Genomic DNA, 16,736 nt, shown 5'->3' on the forward strand with positions numbered 1-16,736 from the left:
CTTCGACGGTTCCGATCACCGCCTACGCCGCCTTGACATGGCCGTGACCGGTGTCTCATAGTAGCCGTATTAGACCGGTCAAATAGATCGGACTAAATGTGCAACTCCCCACGACAGAAAGCATCACGCTCATGAGACAGGACTCCATCGGCGTTGCCGTCATCGGCGGCGGAATGGCAGGCCGCGCCCACGCAGCCGGATACCGCATGGCATCGACCCTGTTCGACACCGACCGTCCCGACGTACGGCTCGTCGCGATCGCCGACACGAACGAGGCCATCGCCGACGACACCGCCAAGCGCTACGGCTACGAACGTGCGGAGTACAGCTGGCAGGCCATCGCCGCTGCCGACGACATCCAGGTCGTCAGCGTCGTCGTCGCCAACCACCTGCACCGCGAGATCGTCGAAGGACTCCTCGCCGCGGGCAAGAACGTGCTCTGCGAAAAGCCCCTCGCCGGTTCCATCGCCGACGCTCAGTCCGTGGTCGCCGCAGCAGCGTCCGCGACCGGCATCGCCTCCGTCGGCTACACCTACCGCCGCTCCCCCGCGGTCCAGGCGATCGCCAACGAACTCGAAGCCGGCCGCCTCGGCGACATCGTCCACTTCGACGGCCGTTACCGCGCCGACTACTCCCTCGATCCCACCGGACCGATCACCTGGCGCTACAGGGGCGGCCTCGGCACCGGCGCCCTCGCCGACGTCGGTAGCCACCTGATCGACCTCGCCGAATTTGTTGCCGGACCCATCACCTCGGTCCGCGGCGCACAGTTCTCCACCGTCATCACCGAACGCCCAGTCCCCGTCGGCGTCACCTACGGACACACCAAAGCCGAAACCACCGGCGAGATGGCTGCCGTCGAGAACGAGGACGTCGCCACCTTCACCGTGCAGTTCGAGGGTGGGTTCGTCGGAACGTTCTCCGCTTCCCGTGTCTCGCACTGCAACCCGGACGGACTGTCGTTCGACGTGTTCGGCACGAAGGGCTCCGCGTCCTGGGCACTCGAGCGCGCCTCGGAGTTCCACATCTCCACCACCGACATCGACGACACGGTCAACGGCCGTCGTCAGGTCATCATCGGACCCCAGCACCCCTACATCCGCGGCGGCCTGCCCATGGATGCCGGCGGCGTCGGACACGGCAAGGCGGAGTTCTTCGCCTATCAGGCGCGTGCGTTTCTGGACCAGGTTGCTGGAATCCAAGGTTTGCCCGAGCTCCCCGACTTCGCGCACGGCCTACGCGGCATGCAGATCGTCGCCGCCATCACCGAGTCGGCCGCAGGCAACGGCATCGCCGTCAAGATCTGACAGTCGGGGGGTCCGTCCCCAGCAGCCCCGAAACGACCACCACCGCAGACTCTTACAAGGACTGACAACATGAAGCTCGGCGTCTACAACGCAATCCTTCACGACAAGACCCTGCCCGACGCCATCGCGACGGTCGCTTCCCTCGGGCTCGAAGGCATCGAAATCAACTCCGGCGGCTTCCTGCCCCCGAACCACCTTCCCGTCGACGACCTCCTCGCCGGAAAGATCAGCCCCGAGGAGTACCTGAAGAACTTCGAGGGCACCGGCGTCTCCATCGCCGGCCTGAACTGCAACGGCAATCCCCTGCATCCCGATCCCGAGGTCGGCCCCGAGGACGCCGAGGACCTGCGCAAGTCCATCAAGGTCGCCGGACTGCTCGGCATCGACCGCGTCGTCACCATGTCCGGGCTGCCGGCAGCACACGAGGGCGGCACGTGGCCGGCATGGCACGTCAACACGTGGGATTCGGGCTACCTCGACTCCCAGGACTACCAGTGGGACCAGGTCGCGGTCCCGTTCTGGAAGGAAATCGACGCCCTCGCCCGCGAGAACGGCGTCAAGGTCGCCATCGAGATGCACCCGCAGAACCTCGTGTTCAACCCGCCGACGATGAAGCGTCTGGCGGAGAAGGGCGGGCTGACGAACGTCGGCGCCGAAATGGATCCGTCGCACCTGTTCTGGCAGGGCATCGACCCGGTCAAGGCCATCGAATGGCTCGGACCGCTGGTCTTCCACGCCGCCGCCAAGGACACCCGTATCAACCCGAACTGCGAGATCTACGGCGTCCTCGACGACCGCTTCACGCGCATCCCTGCCGATCAGAACCCCACCGGTCTCGGCGGCAGGCACGTGGTCAACAAGTGGCCCGAGGACTCCGCCTGGGACTTCGTCGCCGTCGGCGAAGGACACGACGTCGAGTTCTGGACCCGCTTCCTGCGCGCCCTGAACGCCGTCGACCCGAACATGGCCGTCAACATCGAACACGAGGACACAGCCTACGGTCCTCTCGAAGGCCTCCAGATCGCCGTCGACACGCTGAACAAGGCCAAAGCTGCTCTCTGACAACGACATCCGGGCGCGGCATCTCAGCCGCGCCCGGGTGAGTCGTTTCCCAGGCGTGGACAGACGACCGCCCTTTTCCTTCGCACGACTCTGTTAGGCAACGTACTTTGCGTTCTTACCACCCGCATTCCGAGCCGCGACGGACGCGTACGCACGGCTGGGCACGAGAAGGGTCAGGATGGCGCCGACTACTGCCGGTCCGGCAAAAGCGAACAGTTGCACCGTCGTTCCGGCCCCCAGGGCGATGAACACTCCTCCGTAGGTCGGCCCGGCGATCGCACCGATGCGTCCCACGCCCAACGCCAGTCCCAGTCCCGTCGCACGGGTCGACGCGGGGTAGAAGCTACCGATGTAGGCGTTCAGCATGATCTGTGTGCCGGTGGTGCCGATTCCGGCGAGTAGCACCAACAGGTAGATCACGGCGAGCGGAGGTGTGGTCGCGACCGTCATGAGAGACGCTGCGGCACACAGAAACAGCACGGTGGTGACCGGCTTGATGCCGAACCGATCGGCCAGGATGCCGCCACCGAGCCCTCCGACGATCCCGCCGATGTTCAGGACGAGCAGGAACGAGAGCGCGGCGCCCAGCGGATAACCGGCCGACTTCATCAGGGCCGGTAGCCAAGTGGCTACTCCGAACAACACCAACAGACACACCAGGGTCATGCCCCAGAACAGCAGCGTGGCTCTGGTTCGTCCCGGCCCGAACAGTGCCCGCAGCCCCATGTTCCGGGTGGCTCCGCCCGCGGGCTCCGGCTCTGCGACCTGGAGCTCGAAACGTGCGGCAATCGAAGCCGCGACTTCGTGTTCGCCCCGTGACACGAGGAATGCGGGAGACTCCGGGAGGAATCTCGTCATGACGGGCAAGAAGATCACTGCGGGAACGATTCCGGCAACGAACATGGCGCGGAACCCGAAGGCGGGGACCAACCACAGCGACAGCAGTGCCGCGAGGATCCCGCCGACGCTTGTTCCGACGAACGCCAGTGCGACCGATCGGGCACGTTTCTCGGGGCGTGAGAACTCGATGAGGACGGCCGCCGCCGTCGGCATGAGGACCCCTGCACCCAAGCCGACGAAAAAACGGCCGATTCCGAATACTTCGGGACTCGGAGCGGCAGCACAGACGCCCATTGCAACCGAGAACGTGGTGACCGCGCCGAGCAAGCTCGCCCGCCGTCCCCACCGGTCGGTGACGACCGCGGCCAACAGAGCTCCGATGAGCATGCCGACGCCGGACAGCGACCCGAGAACGCCGACCTGGGTTGCGTCGAGGTCCCACGGTTCGTAGGAGAGAAGCGACGGGACGACGGTGCCGTACATGAGGAGGTCGTAGCCTTCGAGGATCAGCGCGAACATGCATAGTCCGCCGACCACGGGCACAGCAAATAGGCTGCGGTTCGTCATCGATACTCCCACTTCGAGATGAAACTTGTTGTCATCGGTCGAAGCGCTCGGTAAGCCACGCGCCGATGTCGGCGGCGGCCAGCGAAGCACCGGTAGGTGCGCCCGGGGTGATCGGTCCCCCGAAATGGGTTCCCGCGACCGCGACGGTGGTCTTGTCGACCGAACCCAAGGCGTCGAACATGACTTCGGCGTCCTCCGGGAAACACGCCTGATCGCCGGTCAATTCGACGAACAACGACGGCACCACGACGCCTGGGGCGCATCGAACGAAATCCGCGTTGGTAGACAGTCCCGACCATGTGGACAGCCAGGCGTCCGGAGTGGACAGACGCCCGAACCCGACGAGCCCGTAATTGGTCAGGTCCGGCCGACGGCCGAACAACGACCCGTACGGCCGGTCGTTCGGACTCAACGACAGATCCATGAACCTCGGATCGGCGTCCGTCCGGTGAACGGTGAGGATTCTGGGGGCGAGGGCGGTTCGGCGGTCGACGGGGTTGCCGCTGGTCTTGAACCGTCGACGAGCGTCCGTCGCCTCGGCGACGCGGTCACGCGCGACCGCGTCGAGACGCTCGATTCGCTGTCGCTGTGCTGCGCGATACCGTTCGAGGAATTCCGCCGAGTACGAGGAACTCTCGGGCGCCTCGGCGAAACCGTTCGCCGGATCGAACGGATCGAGCGCCGAATCCACCGACATCGGATCCGACTCGTCGACGACCGACGGGTCGATCAACCGCAGCAGCAGAGCGCCCTGGCCGGGATGCGGTGCCATGAACAGCGCGCCGTCGGGGGTCGGCATGTCGGCCGACGCAAGGTCGATCGGCCGTCCCGCCGGGGTTGTCGTCAATCGCTGCGAGGGCGCGAGGCCGGCCTGCTCGTGATAGAACGCGAAGAGCGTACCGCCCCCCGAATGACCCAACGTGACAACGTGATCGAATTTCTCCTGCACGAAGACCTGCCCCGCGGCGACGTCGAGAAGCGCCTGCTCGTGTACCAGGGACAGATCGTTGTTGACCGATCGGGTGCCCTGAGTCCACACCGCGTACCCGCGAGCGAGCAGCTCGGGAACCAGAACGTGGTGTGTCAGGTCCTGCCGTGGATGCATCAACGTGACGACGATGCGCGCGCCCGGGACGGTTCGTAGGACGCCGCTCACTCGGGCATCGTCGGCCGTCCGCAACTCGTGTACCGACGTCACGGTCGAGCGCGGCGCCTCCGCGGCATCGATGTAGCGGCCTGCGCCCAGCCTCGAACTGGTCGAGGTCATAGCGCGTCGACCCGCATCGCGTCCTTGTCCCACTGCAGAATTCGGGACCGATGCAAACCGGCGACACCGGAGTACCAGACTGCGTGTCTGCAGCCGGTCGCTCGGCGATCTATCACGATCTCGCCAGCGGATCGAATACGAAAGTACGGTCCGATGCGATCGATCTCCACCGCCGAATCCTGGCCTGCGACAGCGGCGATCGCGGTGTTCTCGGGAACATCCAGAACGAACAAAGTAGTCATCGAGTACCGACCTCTTCGGGAACCCAATCGGCTGCGCGTTCGACGATCAACTCAGCTTTGCGCGTCAACAGGTTCGCCATGCTGGGGTCGGGGCCGCGCACGACGTCGATGAGAGCGTCGATCGTCAGGTTGGCGTCGAGATCTTCCTGCGGGGTGACCGGACGCATCGCCCTCGTGATCTCGATCATGTATCCGTTGGGATCGTGCGTGTAGATCGACTCGATCGTCTCGTGCTGGATCTGCATCTCGACAGGCCATTCGCTGCCGTCGAGACGGCGCCGATACTCGAGCAGATCGTCCTCGCTGTCCACGTGGATCGCGAGGTGCCTTGATCGGATGAAGAAGATCGGCACGTCCTCGGTGAACCGCGAGTACGAATCCCCCTGTGGCCCACCGTCGAACGGTTCGAGTCCGAAGTAGTAGAAGAAGGCGAGTCGGTCGTCGTTTCCGATGTCGAAGAAGAAATGAATGAAATCCGGGTGCTTCTCCGGGCCCCAGCCTGCTGCGCAGATGGAGTGCACGACGGGGAAACCCAGGACGTCGCGGTAGAACTCGACCGTCGCGGCCGGGTCGAACGTCGGGTAGGCGACGTGGTCGACGCCTTTGACCTTGTGTGGGAGGGACATCTGATCTCCTTTCTAGAGAGTTACTGCCGCGTCTGCTCGAAGCAGGGACCCCGCGTCGGGCAGATCGACGGGTAGGTCGAGTGCACGAAGCAGGCTGTATGCGCCTGCGGTTGCTGCCGACAGAACCGGAATTCCGAACTCGTCTTCGGCTGCCTGAACGAGCGGCAGCGACGGCATCTGCACGCAGGCGGAAATGACGAGAGCGTCGACACCCGTCAACTCCAGCGACCGCGCGGCATCCATCACCCGCGCGCCGGGGATGCAACCGACCTCTGCATTGTCGGACACCTCGAGTGCGCGCCAGTCGACGATGTGAAAGCCTTCGGCTTCGAGGTACTCGACGACTTTTTCGGCCAGCGGCTTCATGTACGGCGTCACGAGTGCGATGGAGGTGGCCTTCAGCGCGTTCAATGCTTCCACCAACGCGCCGGCACTGGACCTGACGGCCGCGTCGGACCCTCCCGTCGCCAGTTGTTCGGCGACGAGCCCTTCGACACGCTGGTGTTCGCCGGGACCGGCAGCCATCAGCGCGACCAGGCATGCGTACAGGATCGCGTCGACGTCGGCATCACCCAGTTCGAGAATGCACCGCTCACGTTGGGCATTCATCGCACGCAGCTGTTCCGGTGACACGGCCTGCATGCGCATACGGCTGGAATGGAACGAAAAGCGCGCATCCGAGTGCCGCGCCAACAGCTCCGGCATCTCGGTCTCGACGGTCACATTGGAACTCGGTACGACGAGTCCGATGCGGTGAAAACTCATGGTGTGCCCTTCGAATCGAAGAAATTTACGCCAATGACGAGTATTCGACGTCAGCGACGATCAGTCAAGCCCGCCCCAGCTGCGCCATCCCGACCCGGCGGGCAATCAGGCAAGATCGCAGGTGGTGATCCCGCTCACGTTTACTACTTGACATGTTTTCGTCAACGTCGAATACTCGACGCAGACGTAAGCGGTGTTGGAGCACGCACTCACACCTCTCGGGCGTCTTCGACTCGGACCTAAGGAGCACACCGACATGACCTACGTGATCGGAGTGGACGTCGGCGGCACGTTCACAGACGCAGTACTCGACGACGGATCCGGTACCGTCGTCGCAGCCAAGGCACCCTCGACCCCGCCCGACTACTCCCAGGGCGTCATCGACGTGCTGGAAGTTCTGGCCGCTCAGCTCGACCTACCGGTTGCCGAGATGCTCGCGAACACCCACCACATCGCGCACGGCACCACGTCGTCGCTCAATGCGCTGGTCATGGGCAACGTTCCCCCGGTCGGCTTTCTGACCACCAAGGGACACCGCGACTCGATCTACATCATGAACGTCGAGGGCCGGTACCTCGGCCGGTCACCGGAGCAACTGCAGAACGTGCTCGGCCAGAGCAAGTCTCACGGCCTCGTGCCCAAGAAACATGCCCTCGAGGTCACCGAACGCCTCGACCGCGACGGCAACATCGTCGTCGCCCTCGACGAGGACTCCGCGCGTGATTCGATCCGCCGGCTCGTGGACGACGGCGTATCGGGCATCGCCGTATCCTTGCTGTGGTCGTTCCGGAACCCGGTGCACGAACAGCGAATTCGTGAACTCGTGCACGAGATCGATCCGACCATGTTCGTTTCGCTGTCGTCCGAAGTAAGTCCTCGCATTCGCGAGTTCGCCCGCAACGCAACCACGATCATGAGCACCCAGATCGGTCCGGGGCTTCGCGACTACCTCGGTTCGCTCGAAGAGAAGCTGCGCGCGCTCGAACTGGCCGGTCCTCTGTTGGTCATGCAGAGCAACGGCGGCGCCGTCGCTGCCGCCGAAGCACCGAACAATGCCATCAGTACCGTCGGTTCCGTTCTCACCGGTGGTGTCGTCGGGGCGGTCTCGCTCGGCAAGCAACTCGGGCACGAGAACATCATCGCCACCGACGTCGGCGGCACCACTTTCCTCGTGGGACTCGTCGTCGACGGAGAGCCGGTACGAGCGTCCAGCACCATCATCAACCACCATCCGATCAACGTGCCCACCCTCGAGGTGCACGCCATCGGATCGGGCGGCGGCGCGATCGCGTGGGTCGACGCAGGCGGCAACCTCCAGATCGGACCACACAGCGCACAGGCGGTACCGGGCCCCGCATGTTACGGCCAGGGCGGAACCGAACCCACCAACGCCGACGCCAACCTCGTCCTCGGGATTCTTCCCGAACGCGGATTGCTCGGGGGCCGAAAGGCTCTCGACAAGGAAAAGGCACGCGAGGCCATCCGGCGTCGCATCGCCGAACCGCTCGGGCTGACTGTCGAGGAGGCCGCCGCCGCGATCTACGCCGTTCAGAACGCTCAAACGGGCGACCTCCTCCGCAAGACCGTCGTCGAAGCGGGCCACGACCCACGAGATTTCGTTCTCTACGCCTTCGGCGGTGCAGGACCAGCGCACTGCGCCGGATACGCAGCCGAGGTCGGAGTCAAGGAAGTTATCGTCCCGCTCGGACAGGTCGCGTCGGCCTTCTCGGCCTACGGCCTGGCGTCGTCGAACATCGTTCTGGCAGCGGAGTTGTCCGATCCCGCAGCCATGCCACTCGATCCCGCCCGTGCAGAACAGAATTTCGACGGCCTCGAGACACGAGTCCGTGAAGCGCTCGGTCGACAAGGCCTGAAGTTCGCCGACATCGAGATCGAGCGCGAGATCGACATGCGGTACACGATGCAGCTCGCCGAGGTCGCGACGTCGATACCCGCAGGCAATCTCGACGCCGCGAGCATCGCTCACGCGTCGGACCTGTTCGAGATGCGGTACGCGGACCTGTACGGCAAGGACAGCGGATTCCGCGAGGCAGGAATTCAAGCCATCACCTACCGCGTACGCGCCACCGGTGTCCTCCCCTTCTCCCCGACACTCCCGGAGCTGAAGTCCGCCGACTCGGCCGACTCGGCCGACGCACGCATCGGATCACGGCAGGTGTGCCTCGACGGTCGAATCGGCTACGTGGACACCGACATCTACGACTACAGCAAGCTCGCCGCAGGCCATGTCATCAACGGTCCCGCGATCGTCGAGGTCCCCACCACGACTGTCGTCGTTCCGCATGGCACCACAGGCACCGTCGATCGCCTCGGCAACCTGAACATCGTCGCCCAGTAAGCACCCAGGAGCATTCCCATGACATCAGCGATTCCCGGCTCGGAAGTGTTCTCGAGTCGACCCGTCGACCCCGATGCTTTGTCCCGTTCCCTTCCGCCGAGCTTGCCGATCCATACCGTCACTCAGGAGCAGATCGACGATCTCGATCCCTTGACGTACGAGGTCGTGCGGCACAGGTTGTGGTCGGTGACGGACGAGATGGGCGAGGCACTCAAGCGTATGTCCGGCTCCCCCATCGTCACCGATGCGAACGACTTCGACTTCGCCATCAGCGACGAAGTGGGACAAGAGGTTCAGGTCGGTCTGTACAACACGATGCTCGTCGGGGCCGTGGACTTGGCGATCTATTGGACGCTGCAGAACCGAGCCACCAATCCCGGCATCGAAGAGGGCGACATGTTCCTCTGCAACGACCCGTGGGTCGGCGGTGGACTGCATCAGAGCGACGTCATCGTCTACCAGCCGATCTTCCACGACGGCAAGCTGTTCGCGTGGACGAGCGCGATCTGCCACGAGCCCGACCTCGGTGGCTCCGGCCTCGGATCGTTCGACCCGTCGGCGAAAGACGTCTTCTCCGAATCACTTCCGACCCCACCTGTCAAAGTGGTTCGCGGACACGAACTTCAGCGTGACATCGCCGACCTGTGGGTCAGGCGGTCACGAGTGCCCATGCTCGTCGGCCTCGATCTGCGGGCGAAGATCGGCGCCAACACCGTCGGACGCAACCGTATGCTCGCCGTCATCGAACAGTACGGCGCCGATACCGTCAAAGCCGTCATGAAGCGCATGATGACCGACGCCGAATCGCGCCTCCGCTACAAGCTTTCATCGCTTCCCGACGGAACGTGGAAGGCGACCGGCTACCAGGACCAGTCGAGCGTGGGTGATCGCGACGTCCACAAGATCACCGTCGCGATGACCAAGACCGCCGATCACCTGACGTTCGACTTCACCGGGACGGACCAGCAGACCGGCGTCATCAACTGCACCTACGCAGGTATGCGCGGCGGCGTCATGCTCGCCCTGCTCCCGATCCTGGCCGGTGACATCCCGTGGTCGGCAGGCGGGCTGATGCGTTGCTTCGACTTGGTGTCCGAGGAAGGCACGATCAACAACGCGAGCTTCCCCGCTGCGGTCAGCCGAGGCCCCATCGGACCGGCCTGGTTGACCGGCAATCTCATCGCCGAATGCCTGTCACAGATGCTCGACAGGTCCGTCGATCTGGGCAAGAGCGTGCAGGCCGCATGCTGCGGCACATGGGACACCGCCGTGATCGCCGGCCTGGACGAGCGAGCCGAACAACCGGTCCCGTTCCTGAACATCATGATGGAGCCCATGGCGGGCGGGTACGGGGCGCAACCTACAGCCGACGGCATGGATACCGGTGGCCTCTTCTGCATCCCGATGGGCCGCATCCCCGACACCGAAATGACCGAGTTCCTGTACCCGCTGCTGACGCTGTGGCGTCGCGAAGAGCCCGACTCCGGCGGCCCGGGACGCCACCGAGGCGGTGTCAGCGCGTCGCTCGCGGTGACACCCTACGGAACGTCGCTGCCCATGGGTCTCGTCCTGGCCTCCGCAGGCAAGGCCGTGGCACAGAACAACGGTCTCGCAGGCGGCTACCCAGGCAACACCGGTCTCGAGATCCTGGCGCGCGGCACCGACATCAACGAGCAATTTGCGGCAGGCAGGATTCCGTCGACTCTCGACGAAGTCGCGGGAGGCCAGGAATTCGGCCCCTGCTACGCCGAAAGCTACGTTGCGCCAGGCGAAGTCCTGTACATGCACTGGCAGGGCGGCGGCGGATACGGCGACCCGCTGCGTCGCGACCCAGCTGCGGTGGTCGTCGACCTCCGCGAAGGCAAGGTCACCGAAGAGGGTGCGTCGGCCGTCTACGGTGTCGTCGTCGACGCCGGTGCCGTCGACGAATCGGCCACGGCCGAGCGGCGCCGGGAGATGTTCGCGCAGCGTCGAAACCGTTCCACGACGCACGGCGACGCCCCCACGATGGATCTGACGCTCGCGCGCCGTCTCGACGACAATCTCGCCGAGATCACCGTCGCCGACGTCCGAGTCGTCGCGTGTGCCCATTGCGGACGCCTCCTCGGCGACGAGAAGAACGACGGCACACTGGAGTTGGCTCGCTACGAAGGACCTTCCTCGGAGGCAGGGCCGCAGGTGACGTCCGACGCCTCCGAGTACGTCGACACTCCGATCGTGTTCCGTCAGCTCTGCTGCCCGGGATGCTGGACCGCCATCTACTCCGGCATCGTTCCTGCCGACCATCCCGATCACTCGCTCGAGATGTCCCGGCTTCTTCCCGCGGTGGCAGAACGATGACGATGGCAGCGAGTCCGACGTACTTCGACTGGGGTGGGCACTTGGTGCCCTATCCGGAAGAGCGCGCACGTCGCTACCGCGACAGCGGTTCGTGGAGTGACCTCCCTACGGGCAGGCGGTTCCACGAGGTTGCACTGCGGTACCCCGACAGGCAGGCTCTCGTCACGGCCCAAGGCTCACTCACCTACGCCGAACTGGACCGTCGCACCGACGCGATCGCCGCAGGTCTGATGCAGTTGGGATTCACGCGACTCGAACCTGTGCTCTTCCAGATCACCAACCGCCTCGAGACCGTCCTCGCCTGGTACGGGTGCATCAAAGCCGGCTTGGTGCCCGTTGCGACGCTGGCCGCGCATCGGATGCACGAGATCGGCCATGTCAGCAAGACCGTCGGCGCTGCACTGCACATCGTCGAGGCAGGAATGCCGTCGTTCGACCTGGTGCAGTTCGCCCGTGAGCACGCGTCGGGCAGCGATACCGTGCGACGCGTGATCACGGTGGGGAGCCACAGTGACGATGAAATGCGTCTCGAAGATCTCGGACACGGAATCGACCCGGGTGACGCCAGGGCGGCCGTCGAAGCGATCGAAGCGGACACCGACCCCCAGGACGTCGTCGCGTTTCAGCTCTCCGGCGGAACGACGGGTGTCCCCAAGGTCATTCCGCGCATTCACGCCGAGTACTGGAACAACGCACTGCTCTACGCACAACGACTCGAATGGACGATGGACAGCCGGGTCGCGCACCTGATTCCGATCGTGCACAACGCCGGTATCTCGTGCGGGCTGCATGCATCACACGCCGTCGGCGCATGCCTCGTTCTGGCAACGGCGGATCCGAAACCCGCACTCGACCTCATGGAGTCCGCACGGGCCACCGAGGTCTTGATCGGCCACGGTCACTACCAGACCGTGCTCGATCCGGACTTCGAGAGGGTGCGAGGCGCACTGAAACATGTCATCCTGTCCGGGGCCAAGGTGTCGAATGCGTTGATGGACCGCGTCGACGACGGTGAAAGCCACTGGGCCGGACAGCTGTTCGGAATGTCGGAGGGCTTGTTCACGGTCACGCCGGTCGACGCACCACGTGAGGCCCGCATCGCAACCGTCGGCACACCGGTCTCACCGGACGACGAAGTGCGCATTCTCGACCCTGGCACCGAGACCGAACTCGCGGACGGGGAGGTCGGCGAACTGAGCTGCAGGGGTCCGTACACCATCGCCGGTTATTTCGCAGCGCCAGAACACAATCGGACGGCATTCACTTCCGACGGGTTCTACCGCACCGGCGACCTCGCATCGGTCACCGTGATCGACGGCCAGCGGTTCGTCACGATCGAAGGCCGCATCAAGGACCTGATCAACCGCGGCGGAGAGAAGATCAACGCCGAAGAACTCGAAGTTCTCCTGCTTCGACACCCCGGCATCGTGGGTGTGGCCGTCGTCGCGATGCCCGATCCGCGTCTCGGCGAGAAGACGTGCGCATATCTCGTTGCGGCAGAACAGGAGTTGACGCTCACCGAGGTCCAGGACCATCTGACCCAGCTCGGCGTCGCCAAGTTCAAGTGGCCCGAGCGCCTCGAATGGCTCGACTCGTTGCCCCGAACCAACGTGAACAAGATCGACAAGAAACGGCTTCGGATGGACATCGCTGCGAAGGTGCAGACCGAAACCACGCCCGGGTCCACCTCGTAGACCGGGTATCACCTTCGAACACTGGAGTATCCATGAAACTCGACCGCGTCGCAGTCATCGGCGGGGGGCCAGGCGGCCTCTACGCAGCACGACTGCTCAAACTGTCCAACCCCGATGCAGACGTCACCGTCTACGAACAGAGCGCGCCGGACTCGACGTTCGGGTTCGGCGTCGGTCTCGCATCGCGAACTCAGCGTAACCTTCGCGCAGCCGACGCGGCATCGCTCGATGCCATTGTCGCCGAGGCCTATTCGCACGAGATGTCGTTGCAGGTGGGAGACCGGACGGCGCGCCTTGCACACGGGGATCTCCTCGCGATTGCACGCACGACCCTACTGGCCGTACTGCAGAACCAAGCGAGCGACGCCGGAGTACGTCTGGAGTTCGGCGAACGCCGCCATGCCCAGGAACTCGACGTCGACCTCGTCATTGCGGCCGACGGAATCAACAGTGCGACGCGCTCCGGCGAGCCCGCTTTCGGAGCCGACATCTCCACCGGTTCCGGGCTCTATCTCTGGTGTGGAACGGATTTCGCGCTGCCGAGCGCGATCTTCGTCCCGGTCACGACCGAGCACGGGACGTTCGTCGCACACGCTTATCCGTATGCGTCCGATCGCAGCACGTTCCTCGTCGAAACGGACGAAGAAACATGGCGTCGAGCAGGATTCGACGCCGCGGATTCCGTCGAGTCCGGCGACAGCGACGAGGCGTCGTTACGGTACCTCGAAGCCGCGTTTCGCGAGACGCTGCAGGGACATAGCCTCATCGGCAACCGAACACGGTGGATGCGATTTCGGACCGTCTCCTGCCGCAGCTGGTCCGTCGGAAACGTCGTCCTTCTCGGCGACGCCGCCCACACCGCGCACTACTCGATCGGCTCGGGCACCAAGCTGGCCATGGAAGACGCCATCGCGCTCGACGCCGCTCTGACCTCTGCGAACTCCATCGACGACGCACTCACCGAGTACGAGCGTGTTCGTCGCCCGGATGTGCGGCACCTCCAGGAGATCGCGCGTCGCAGCGAACACTGGTGGGAGTCGTTCCCCCAGCGCATGGACCTGCCCGTCGAGCAACTGATGGTTGCCTACATGACTCGCGCGGGAAAGGTCGGCCTGGAACGATTTCTCGAATCCGCACCCGACGTCGCGTGGAACGGTATTGCGAGCTACGCGAACATCGGTGGCCATGCCGAGCCACCCGAGGAAATCTCCGACTGGGTTCTGCACCGTCCACTCGAACACCGTCGAGGCACATTCGACACCCGATACGCCCCAGCGTCTTTGCGCGACGAGCCGTCCACGGCCGTGCTGTCCGTCGACGTCGAATCGGCATGGAACGAGAAAGCCACGGCGCTCGTCGACGAGGCTAGCGCTTGCTCCACCGTGTGGTTGACGGGTCCGCCCGACCGGACGGCTGTCCTCACGCGCCTCGACGTGGCCGAGCGGATGATGCGTGGCAGCGGTGCTCTGGTCGTCGTCGCCGTCCCGCCGACCTGCACGTCGGACGCTGTCGCAGGGCTCGTCAGCGCGCGCACGCACCTCGTGTCGGTGGAGTCGTGAGTTTCGCGACGGTTATCCTTCGACAATGACACGCGAGGACGCATCCCGGGGATCCGCGCGCAACCCGCGTCGCGAGCTGGTCGAGAATCAAATACTCGACCAGGCGACGCGGCTGTTCGCGGAGAAGGGCTTCGCCAGCACCACGCTGCAGGACATCGCCGACGCCACCGGACTCACGCGGCCTGCTTTGTATCACTACGTCGCGAACAAGGACGCACTTCTCGCGAGGCTCGTCAGCGAAAGCACCGAGACACCTGCCGCGGTGTTGCACGACATCAACGAAAGAACGGATCTCAGCCCCACCGAGAAATTGCGCAAGATGGCCACCGCGATCGCGATCAACCAGGCGCAGAGTTCCGATCGCTTCAAACTGATCATCCGATCGGAAGCCGACCTGCCAGAAGAGATTTCACGGAAGTACCAGCAGAGCAGACGGCACGTGTTGAAAGAGTTCGTCCTCGTCATCGAACGTGGCATCAAGACCGGCGAGATGCGGCCCGTCGACCCTCGCACCGCGGCCCTGGGCATCATCGGCATGCTGAACTGGGTTGCCTGGTGGCATCAAAGCGGCGATGCCGACGCCGATCGTTCGGTAGCAACGCATCTCGCTGACATGGCCATCCGAACCGTCGCCAAGAACGACGGCGAACCGTCGGCGCCCGAGGGCCCGGAGCGAGCGATTGCCATGCTCCGCCAGGACCTCGACTATCTCGAGAGGCTCCTGAAGGACTGAGCAGCTGCTCCGGGCGCGGCTCGCTTGTCTAACGCACCGCCCGGCGCACACGTAGCGAGGCTGCGGCGGCGAGGGTGATGATCGATCCGACTGCGGCAGCGCCCAACAGCCACACTCCCTGAGGAAGGCCGAAGTTCCAGCCGAGGAAATTGACGTTCTCGTGCACGGTGTTCTGCAGCACGAAGATCACCAGGGCGATCGTGAACACCAGAGCCACGATCAGTGACAGCTTGGCTGCGAATCCGCCGCGGCGGCGCGGGCGGGCGGGTGCGATGGGAGTGGAATCGGCGGTAGTCATGTTCGGTCCTCACGGTAGAAGTGAATGGTTGCGTGTTCGGGGCCGCCGACCAGGTCGGCGGCCCCGAACACGCCAGGCAGTGATTGCGGCAGGGCGGTTCTACTTGAACGTGTCCTTGATGTTCTCGCCGACCTTCTTCACTCCCGCCTTGCCCTGATCGGCCTTGCCCTCGGCTTCGAGGTCCTTGTTGTCGGTGATGTCGCCGACGACTTCCTTGGCCTTTCCGAGGGCGTCTTCCGCTGCGTTCTTGGCCTTGTCGACAAAGCTCATGTCTTCCACCTTCTCGTTGAGCGTGATCAAAAGTTGCAGTAAGTAGTCGGTTCTCACGCCCGAAAACAAACGGCGCGATCCAACTGTGATCTACCTCACAGTTGGATCGCCCATCCGCCGGCCATGGACTGCCGAATACCTGATTCGAATTCGGCCTTCTACCGGCGCCTTTGGCTGTAGAACGTGTCGAGTAAGTCGAAGTCCCGAAGGTCCGGGTCCTCATGTCGGAGTGTCGCCACAGCGTGCACGATCGGCGGGGTTCTGGTATTGCGCACGCACGACTCAGGCTCTCTGAAGATGGGCGGCCTGAGCAGCGTCGAAGACGGACGGGCGGGCCGGTCCACGTGCACCCCGGAAGGACTGGGGCCCCGGCATCAGCCGCGGCCGAGGCTGCGAAAATCGTTGTACATCAACGGGGATGAGGTCGATTGACGGTGTTGCGTGCGTCGCTCGGCGGAGATTCGCTGATCGGGACAAGACGTGCAGCGGGGTCTTCGTACAGATGCTTTCACTCGGGATCGCCTGGGGGCTTTCCTGCGGGCGCGGGCGTCGAGAATGCTCACGGCGACCATCCTCGATTCGAACCACCTCGACCGCAGCAGATCGCGTACGGTCTCCAGGTCGAGGTGCGCATTCGCTTTCGCCAGGTCGAAAACGCGCTTCATACGAACGCCGACGACCTGCGAGCGGTCGACCCGCTTCGCTATCGGATCGATCTTTTCGCACATCACCGTTCGTCTCTCGCCTCCCGTTGTGGTCCGACAATGCACCTAGAGATGACTGGCGTCGACCCGAGGAGTAAGCAAT

At 64.3% G+C, this 16,736-nt stretch carries 15 protein-coding genes; 7 read left to right on the plus strand and 8 right to left on the minus strand.

The annotated features are described in order from the left end of the window. The first annotated feature begins 131 nt into the window (after positions 1 to 131). Positions 132 to 1,307, plus strand: coding sequence for a Gfo/Idh/MocA family oxidoreductase (locus tag DK926_RS07410; protein WP_114329869.1), 1,176 nt, complete (start codon positions 132 to 134; stop codon positions 1,305 to 1,307). Positions 1,308 to 1,376: 69 nt separating this feature from the next. After that, complete coding sequence (locus tag DK926_RS07415; RefSeq protein WP_114329870.1) at positions 1,377 to 2,369, plus strand: sugar phosphate isomerase/epimerase; 993 nt, start codon at positions 1,377 to 1,379, stop codon at positions 2,367 to 2,369. A gap of 93 nt (positions 2,370 to 2,462) precedes the next feature. Here DK926_RS07415 and DK926_RS07420 read toward each other — a convergent pair whose 3' ends face one another. The 5 genes from DK926_RS07420 to DK926_RS07440 are packed head-to-tail and all read right to left on the minus strand — an operon-like array spanning position 2,463 to position 6,676. Further along, positions 2,463 to 3,776, minus strand: a complete 1,314-nt coding sequence (locus DK926_RS07420) for an aromatic acid/H+ symport family MFS transporter (RefSeq protein ID WP_207890767.1) — start codon at positions 3,774 to 3,776, stop codon at positions 2,463 to 2,465. Positions 3,777 to 3,807: 31 nt separating this feature from the next. Continuing rightward, positions 3,808 to 5,043: an alpha/beta hydrolase gene (locus DK926_RS07425; RefSeq protein WP_114329871.1), complete on the minus strand. Its 1,236-nt coding sequence runs from the start codon at positions 5,041 to 5,043 to the stop codon at positions 3,808 to 3,810. After that, positions 5,040 to 5,285 (minus strand): hypothetical protein, encoded by a 246-nt coding sequence (locus DK926_RS07430; RefSeq protein ID WP_114329872.1) that lies wholly within the window; start codon positions 5,283 to 5,285, stop codon positions 5,040 to 5,042. Before DK926_RS07430 ends, DK926_RS07425 begins: the two co-directional genes overlap by 4 nt. Next, entirely contained in the window at positions 5,282 to 5,911 is a 630-nt protein-coding gene (locus tag DK926_RS07435) for a VOC family protein (protein WP_114329873.1), read from the minus strand. Before DK926_RS07435 ends, DK926_RS07430 begins: the two co-directional genes overlap by 4 nt. 12 nt (positions 5,912 to 5,923) lie before the next feature. Continuing rightward, the gene (locus DK926_RS07440) at positions 5,924 to 6,676 is read right to left on the minus strand and encodes a maleate cis-trans isomerase (RefSeq protein WP_114329874.1); all 753 of its coding nucleotides are present in this window, start codon (positions 6,674 to 6,676) and stop codon (positions 5,924 to 5,926) included. Positions 6,677 to 6,932: 256 nt separating this feature from the next. On the opposite strand from DK926_RS07440, the gene DK926_RS07445 reads away from it, so the two are divergent. From DK926_RS07445 to DK926_RS07465, 5 genes are read left to right on the plus strand one after another with little or no spacing between them, the layout of a single operon-like run. After that, positions 6,933 to 9,035, plus strand: coding sequence for a hydantoinase/oxoprolinase family protein (locus DK926_RS07445; protein WP_114329920.1), 2,103 nt, complete (start codon positions 6,933 to 6,935; stop codon positions 9,033 to 9,035). 18 nt (positions 9,036 to 9,053) lie between these two features. Then, positions 9,054 to 11,375, plus strand: coding sequence for a hydantoinase B/oxoprolinase family protein (locus DK926_RS07450; RefSeq protein WP_114329875.1), 2,322 nt, complete (start codon positions 9,054 to 9,056; stop codon positions 11,373 to 11,375). Further along, the gene (locus DK926_RS07455; protein ID WP_243636697.1) at positions 11,372 to 13,069 is read left to right on the plus strand and encodes an AMP-binding protein; all 1,698 of its coding nucleotides are present in this window, start codon (positions 11,372 to 11,374) and stop codon (positions 13,067 to 13,069) included. The genes DK926_RS07450 and DK926_RS07455 overlap by 4 nt, the downstream gene beginning before the upstream one ends. Before the next feature lie 32 nt (positions 13,070 to 13,101). Beyond that, entirely contained in the window at positions 13,102 to 14,628 is a 1,527-nt protein-coding gene (locus tag DK926_RS07460) for an FAD-dependent monooxygenase (protein WP_114329876.1), read from the plus strand. 25 nt (positions 14,629 to 14,653) lie between these two features. Next, a complete protein-coding gene (locus tag DK926_RS07465; RefSeq protein ID WP_114329877.1) occupies positions 14,654 to 15,361 on the plus strand; it encodes a TetR/AcrR family transcriptional regulator in 708 nt (235 codons plus the stop codon). 28 nt (positions 15,362 to 15,389) lie between these two features. Here DK926_RS07465 and DK926_RS07470 read toward each other — a convergent pair whose 3' ends face one another. The 3 genes from DK926_RS07470 to DK926_RS07480 form a co-directional block, all read right to left on the minus strand. Further along, entirely contained in the window at positions 15,390 to 15,659 is a 270-nt protein-coding gene (locus DK926_RS07470; protein WP_114329878.1) for a DUF1049 domain-containing protein, read from the minus strand. 99 nt (positions 15,660 to 15,758) lie between these two features. After that, positions 15,759 to 15,929 (minus strand): CsbD family protein, encoded by a 171-nt coding sequence (locus tag DK926_RS07475; protein WP_068432087.1) that lies wholly within the window; start codon positions 15,927 to 15,929, stop codon positions 15,759 to 15,761. Between the two features lie 374 nt (positions 15,930 to 16,303). Further along, a complete protein-coding gene (locus DK926_RS07480) occupies positions 16,304 to 16,657 on the minus strand; it encodes a DNA alkylation repair protein (protein ID WP_114329922.1) in 354 nt (117 codons plus the stop codon). Positions 16,658 to 16,736: the final 79 nt, after the last annotated feature.

It is taken from the genome of Rhodococcus sp. Eu-32 (assembly GCF_003336925.1).
Lineage (GTDB): Bacteria > Actinomycetota > Actinomycetes > Mycobacteriales > Mycobacteriaceae > Rhodococcoides > Rhodococcoides kyotonensis_B.